6 protein-coding genes are annotated in these 6,503 nt (G+C 66.8%); 4 read left to right on the top strand and 2 right to left on the bottom strand.

The features are described from left to right. A partial coding sequence (locus BLV15_RS21695; RefSeq protein ID WP_483878429.1) for an aldehyde dehydrogenase family protein occupies positions 1 to 612 on the top strand: 612 nt, incomplete at its 5' end. A 161-nt stretch (positions 613 to 773) separates the two neighbouring features. Here the strand turns inward: BLV15_RS21695 and BLV15_RS21690 are convergent. Then, complete coding sequence (locus BLV15_RS21690) at positions 774 to 1,496, bottom strand: FadR/GntR family transcriptional regulator (protein ID WP_090231813.1); 723 nt, start codon at positions 1,494 to 1,496, stop codon at positions 774 to 776. 99 nt (positions 1,497 to 1,595) lie between these two features. Then, positions 1,596 to 3,335, bottom strand: a complete 1,740-nt coding sequence (locus BLV15_RS21685; RefSeq protein ID WP_090231812.1) for an IlvD/Edd family dehydratase — start codon at positions 3,333 to 3,335, stop codon at positions 1,596 to 1,598. A gap of 192 nt (positions 3,336 to 3,527) precedes the next feature. Between BLV15_RS21685 and BLV15_RS21680 the strand changes: the two genes are divergently transcribed. The 3 genes from BLV15_RS21680 to BLV15_RS21670 all read left to right on the top strand — a co-directional run. Further along, a complete protein-coding gene (locus tag BLV15_RS21680) occupies positions 3,528 to 4,829 on the top strand; it encodes an MFS transporter (protein WP_090231811.1) in 1,302 nt (433 codons plus the stop codon). A gap of 43 nt (positions 4,830 to 4,872) precedes the next feature. Further along, positions 4,873 to 5,868: an AraD1 family protein gene (gene araD1 / locus BLV15_RS21675; RefSeq protein ID WP_090231810.1), complete on the top strand. Its 996-nt coding sequence runs from the start codon at positions 4,873 to 4,875 to the stop codon at positions 5,866 to 5,868. Between the two features lie 66 nt (positions 5,869 to 5,934). Then, the coding region (locus BLV15_RS21670; protein ID WP_139210773.1) for an aldehyde dehydrogenase family protein at positions 5,935 to 6,503 on the top strand (569 nt) is incomplete at its 3' end.

The raw sequence follows: 6,503 nt of genomic DNA, 5'->3' as shown, positions 1-6,503 counted from the left end.
GCGCTGATGGGCGACCAGCCGGCGCAGACCATGCTCAACCCGGGCGGCCTGAAGAGCTACTGCCACGGCCTGGACAACCTGCACAAACATCCGGGCATCAGCCACCTGGCCGGCGCGAAACAGGAAGGCAACCAGGCCCGGCCGCAGCTGTTCAAGGCCGATGCCAGCCTGCTGCTCGACGGTGACGAACTGCTCCAGGAAGAGGTGTTCGGCCCCACCACCATCGTCGTCGAAGTGGCCGACAAGGCCGAGCTGATCCAGGCGCTGCACGGCCTGCACGGCCAGCTCACCGCCACCCTGATCGCCGAGCCGGCGGACCTGGACGCCTACGGCGACCTGCTGGCGCTGCTGGAACAGAAGGCCGGGCGCCTGCTGCTCAACGGCTACCCGACCGGCGTGGAAGTCTGCGATTCGATGGTCCACGGCGGGCCGTACCCGGCGACTTCGGATGCCCGTGGCACCTCGGTGGGCACTCTGGCGATCGACCGCTTCCTGCGCCCGGTGTGCTACCAGAACTACCCGGATGCCTTCCTTCCCGAGGCACTGCAAAACGCCAACCCGCTGGGCATCCAGCGGCTGGTGGACGGCACGCCGAGCCGCGAGACGCTGTAGGCCGTAGGGCGGAGGCAATCCGCGTCGCTGCTCGGGCCGCGGGTTTCACCCACCCTCGTTCGCCAATACACCGCCGTATCGGTGGGCTGAAGCCCACCCTAGGATTGAAGCAAAAGAAAAGCCCCGCCGACGCGAGCCGGCGGGGCTTTTTCATGTGTGCGTCAGAGCGGTGTCAGTTCGTTGAGCACGGTGTTCAGCGCGACGCGGGTGTCGTCGAGCTGGACGATCGAGGCCTGCTGCGCGGCGAGGGCGTCGCGGTTCTTGATCGCGGTGAGGATCGCCTTGTGGCGGGGCAGGGTGAGGGCCTGCAGGTTGGGCCGGTGGCTGGAGAACTTGATCGATTCGCGCAGGGCGATCGAGAGCATGTTGCTCAGGTACACCAGCAGATCGTTGTGCGTGGCCTCGGCGATGCGGCGGTGGAAGTCGAGGTCCGGCTGGAGCATTTCGGCGCGGCTGGTGGCGGCTTCCATGCGCGTGTAGGCCTCCTCGATGGCGGCGATATCCTCGGCGTTGGCGGTGCTCGCCGCCATCGCGCAGACCGCCGGTTCGATGATGCAGCGCACCCCGACCAGGGTGCTGAAGAACTCGCTTTGCGGGGTGCTTTCGACCAGCCAGTAGAGCACGTCGGGGTCGAGCATGTGCCAGTCGCGGCGCGGCTTCACCAGCGTGCCGACGCGCGGCTTGGAGGCTACCAGCCCTTTTGCCACCAGCACGCGGATGGCCTCGCGGACCACCGGCCGGCTGACCGCGTATTCCTCGCAGAGCACGGCTTCCTGGGGCAGTTTCTCGTCCGGCTGGAGCTGGCCGGAGACGATCCGCATGCCCAGCTCCTGAACGATGTTGGCGTGGCGACTCTTGCGGGGTTTTGGCTGTTTGTAATCCATGGGGGCGCTTGGCGTCCGACCTGACTTGAGCGCGACAGCATAGCATCGGCAAGCTTTCGCCAGGCCGTCGCCCGCCGTTGCGGCGGGCGTTTCGCCGGTTCAGTGCGAGTGGCGCGGCACCTCGGAGCCACGGCAGCCGACCAGGAAGTCGAAGTCGCAGCCTTCGTCGGCCTGCAGCACGTGGTCGATGTACAGCCGGCGATAGCCGCCGTCCCAGAGCAGCGGTACCGGCGGCGGGATATCGGCCAGGCGCGCCTGCAGTTCCTCGTCGCTGATGTCCAGGTGCAGGCGCCCGGCGTAGGCGTCCAGTTCGATCATGTCGCCGTTGCGCACCGCCGCCAGCGGGCCGCCCGCGGCCGCCTCTGGGGCCACGTGAAGCACCACGGTGCCGTAGGCGGTGCCGCTCATGCGCGCGTCGGAGATGCGCACCATGTCGGTGATGCCCTTGGCCAGCACCTTCGGCGGCAGGCCCATGTTGCCGACTTCGGCCATGCCCGGATAACCCTTGGGTCCGGCGTTCTTGAGCACCAGCACGCAGGTTTCGTCGACATCCAGTTCCGGGTCGGCGATGCGCGCCTTGTAGTCGTCGAAGTTCTCGAAGACCACCGCGCGACCGCGATGCTGCATCAGCTCGGCGGTGGCGGCGGAGGGCTTGAGCACCGCGCCCTTGGGCGCCAGGTTGCCGCGCAGCACGCAGATACCGCCGTCGGCGCGGATGGGGTTGTCCAGCGTGCGGATCACCTCGTTCTCGCCGTAGATCGGTGCTTCGCTGCAGTTTTCCCACAGCGAGCGGCCGTTCACCGTCAGCGCATCCGGGTTCGGCAGGATGCCGCCTTCGCCCATCCGCCGGATCACCGCCGGCAGGCCGCCGTCGTAGTAGAACTCTTCCATCAGGAAGCGCCCGGAGGGTTGCAGGTCGACGATGGTCGGCGTGCCGCGGCCGACGCGGGTCCAGTCGTCCAGTTCGAGTTCGACGCCCATGCGCCCGGCGATGGCCTTGAGGTGGATGACCGCGTTGGTCGAGCCGCCGATGGCGGCGTTGACCTTGATCGCGTTCTCGAAGGCTTCCTTGGTCAGCACCTTCGACAGGCGCAGGTCTTCCCACACCATGTCGACGATGCGCATGCCGGACAGGTGCGCGAGCACGTAGCGGCGCGAGTCCACCGCCGGGATCGCCGCGTTGTGCGGCAGCGAGGTGCCGAGGGCTTCGGCCATGCAGGCCATGGTCGAGGCCGTGCCCATGGTGTTGCAGGTGCCGGCGGAACGGGACATGCCGGCTTCCGCGGAGAGGAACTCGTTGAGGTCGATCAGCCCGGCCTTATAGGACTCGTGCATCTGCCAGACGATGGTGCCGGCGCCGATGTCGCGCCCCTTGTGCTTGCCGTTGAGCATCGGCCCGCCGGTGACCACGATGGCCGGCACGTCGCAGCTCGCGGCGCCCATCAGCAGGGCGGGGGTGGTCTTGTCGCAGCCGGTGAGCAGCACCACGGCGTCCACCGGGTTGCCGCGGATGGCTTCCTCGACGTCCATGCTGGCCAGGTTGCGGGTGAGCATGGCAGTGGGGCGCAGGTTGGATTCGCCGCTGGAGAACACCGGGAATTCGACCGGGAAGCCGCCGGCTTCGAGAACGCCTTTCTTCACGTGCTCGGCGATCTTGCGGAAATGCGCGTTGCATGGGGTCAGTTCGGACCAGGTATTGCAGATGCCGATGATGGGCTTGCCCTGGAATTCATGGTCCGGGATGCCCTGGTTCTTCATCCAGCTGCGGTACATGAAGCCGTTCTTGTCGGTGGTGCCGAACCAGGAGGCGGAGCGAAGCGGGCGTTTTTGCTCGGTCATGGGGTTCTCTCTTGTTTTGTATTACTAATGGCGATGAGTTAGCCAAAAGTAGCCCTTTCAAAGGGTATTTGGAAGGCTTGTTGAGTAAATAGTAATACTATATAGTCGATTCAACGTGAGAGGACGCCCCCTTCGAGACGCCGCGCCTACTGACGTGATGGTCCATACAAAAACAAATGGAGACCGCGACAAATGAGCCCCGAGCAGCGGCTGATACGCCTCATCACCCTGAAACTGATCCCCTTCCTGATCCTTCTCTATCTGGTCGCCTACATCGATCGCTCGGCGGTTGGCTTCGCCAAGCTGCACATGGGCGCCGACGTCGGCATCGGCGATGCCGCCTACGGCCTGGGCGCGGGTCTGTTCTTCATCGGCTATTTCATCTTCGAAGTACCCAGCAACCTGCTGCTCGACCGCTTCGGCGCGCGGCGCTGGTTCGCGCGCATCCTCATCACCTGGGGCGCGATCACCATGGGCATGGCGTTCATCCAGGGGCCGACCAGCTTCTACGTGATGCGCTTCCTGCTCGGTGCGGCCGAGGCCGGGTTCTTCCCTGGCGTGCTGTACTTCATCACCCAGTGGTACCCGGTTCGCCATCGCGGCAAGATCATCGGCTTCTTCATCCTTTCGCAGCCGATCGCGATGATGATCACCGGTCCGCTGGCGGGCGCGCTGCTGGGCATGGATGGCCTCTCTGGCCTGCACGGCTGGCAGTGGCTGTTCCTGATGATCGGCGCTCCGGCGGTGCTGCTCGCCTGGCCGACCCTGCGCTTCCTTCCGGACAACCTGCACAAGGTGAAATGGCTCTCCGCGGAGGAGAAGACCTGGCTCGCCGGCGAGCTGGAGAAGGACAAGCAGGAATACGCCCAGACCCGCCACGGCAACCCGCTGCATGCCCTGAAGGACAAGCGCGTGCTGCTGCTGGCGCTGTTCTACCTGCCGGTGACGCTGAGCATCTATGGTCTCGGCCTGTGGCTGCCGACCATCCTCAAGCAGTTCGGCGGCAGCGACCTGACCACCGGTTTCCTCTCGGCGATTCCCTACGTGTTCGGCATCGTCGGCCTGCTCATCGTGCCGCGCAGTTCGGACCGGCTGAACGACCGCTATGGCCACCTCGCCGTGCTCTATGCCCTGGCGGCCTGCTCGATGTTCCTGAGCGCCTGGCTCAGCGCGCCGGCGCTGCAATTGATGGCGCTGTCGCTGGTCGCGTTCTGCCTGTTCTCCACCACCGCGCTGTTCTGGACCCTGCCGGGACGCTTCTTCACCGGCGCCAGTGCGGCGGCGGCCATCGCCCTGATCAACTCGGTGGGCAACCTCGGCGGCTACATCGGCCCGTTCGGCATCGGCGCGCTGAAGGAATACACCGGCAACCTGGCGTCCGGCCTGTATTTCCTCACGGCCGTGCTGTGCTTCGGCCTGCTGCTGACCTGGGTGGTCTACCAGCGCCTGGAGCGCCGCCACGCGCAGCAGCAGGTTTCCATGGGCAACGCCTGAGCGCTGCCGACCCGACAATGACAGATAGAAAGTGAGGATTGCGATGCGCTTGATTCAGTTCGAACTGGCCGGCGGCGAGCGCCGGGTTGGCCTGGTGGATGGCGGCCTGGTGCGCGAAGTACTGGGTGCCAACAGCGTGAGGGAACTGGCGCTGGCCGCCATCGAGGCCGGCCAGAGTCTGGCGCAGCGGGTCGACGTGCAGGGGCTCGGCGAGGCGCACGACTATTCGGCGCTGCTCGGCCAGGACCGCGTACTGCCGCCGCTGGACCATCCGGACCCGGCGCACTGCCTGGTCAGCGGCACCGGCCTGACCCACCTGGGCAGCGCCTCCGCGCGGGACAAGATGCACCAGCAGGCCGGCGTCGACGAAGCCACCCTGACCGACACCATGCGCATCTTCAAATGGGGCGTCGAAGGCGGCAAACCAGCTGCCGGGCAGGTCGGCGCGCAGCCGGAATGGTTCTACAAGGGCGACGGCAGCATCGTCGTGCGCCCGGGCGCAGCGCTGCCGCGCCCGCCGTTCGCCGAGGACGGTGGCGAGGAACCGGAGCTCACCGGGCTCTACGTCATCGGCCATGACGGCAAGCCGTATCGCCTGGGCTTCGCCCTCGGCAACGAGTATTCCGACCATGTCATGGAGCGGCGCAACTACCTGTACCTGGCGCACTCCAAGCTGCGCTTCTGCGCCTTCGGCCCGGAGCTGCGCCTTGGCGAACTGCCCCGGCACCTGTCGGGTTTCAGCCGCATCCGGCGCAACGGCGAAGTGCTCTGGGAGAAGGAGTTCCTCTCCGGCGAGGACAACATGTGCCATAGCCTGGAGAACCTCGAGTACCACCACTTCAAGTACGCGCAGTTCCTCCGGCCGGGCGACGTGCATGTGCATTTCTTCGGCACCGCGACGCTGTCGTTCGCCGATGGCGTGCGTGCCGAGCCGGGTGACCGCTTCGAGATCGGCCTGCCGGAATTCGGCGAGCCGCTGGTCAACGGCATCGCGCCGACCGCGGCCGAACTGCCTGCCGGCGGGGTGGGCAAGCTCTAGGCACTTTTCCCAGCGATGCCGGCGCCGCCGGCAATCCATCCAGACCCGCGAGTCGAGGAGACCTACATGCAGATACTCGGACAGAACTACATCAACGGCGCGCGCAGCGCCCTGGGCGACGTCGTCGTGCACAGCCTCGACGCGAGCACCGGCGAGAAGCTGCCCTACGATTTCCACCAGGCCACGCTTGGCGAGGTCGATGCCGCCGCCAAGGCGGCTGCGGCGGCGTACCCGACCTACCGCACGCTGTCGGCGGCCAGACGCGCCGACTTCCTCGACGCCATTGCCGCCGAGATCGATGCGCTGGGCGATGGCTTCGTCGCCCTGGTCTGCCAGGAAACCGCGCTGCCGGCCGGGCGTATCCAGGGCGAACGCGGCCGCACCAGCGGGCAGATGCGCCTGTTCGCCCAGGTGCTGCGGCGTGGCGATTTCTATGGCGCACGGATCGACCGCGCGCTGCCGGATCGCCAGCCGATGCCGCGCCCGGACCTGCGCCAATACCGCATCGGCCTCGGCCCGGTCGCGGTGTTCGGCGCCTCCAACTTCCCGCTGGCGTTTTCCACCGCCGGTGGCGACACCGCCGCGGCGCTGGCCGCCGGTTGCCCGGTGGTGTTCAAGGCCCACAGCGGGCACAT

This window comes from Pseudomonas kuykendallii, from assembly GCF_900106975.1.
GTDB lineage: Bacteria > Pseudomonadota > Gammaproteobacteria > Pseudomonadales > Pseudomonadaceae > Pseudomonas_O > Pseudomonas_O kuykendallii.
Note: the sequence above shows the minus strand (reverse complement) of the source record. Positions and strands in the feature narration are given on the sequence as shown.

Coding starts and splice junctions, on each gene's coding strand:
- BLV15_RS21680 (WP_090231811.1), top strand. CDS start 3,528: ATGAGCCCCGAGCAGCGGCTGATACGCCTCATCACCCTGAAACTGATC.
- BLV15_RS21685 (WP_090231812.1), bottom strand. CDS start 3,335: ATGACCGAGCAAAAACGCCCGCTTCGCTCCGCCTCCTGGTTCGGCACC.
- araD1 (WP_090231810.1), top strand. CDS start 4,873: ATGCGCTTGATTCAGTTCGAACTGGCCGGCGGCGAGCGCCGGGTTGGC.
- BLV15_RS21690 (WP_090231813.1), bottom strand. CDS start 1,496: ATGGATTACAAACAGCCAAAACCCCGCAAGAGTCGCCACGCCAACATC.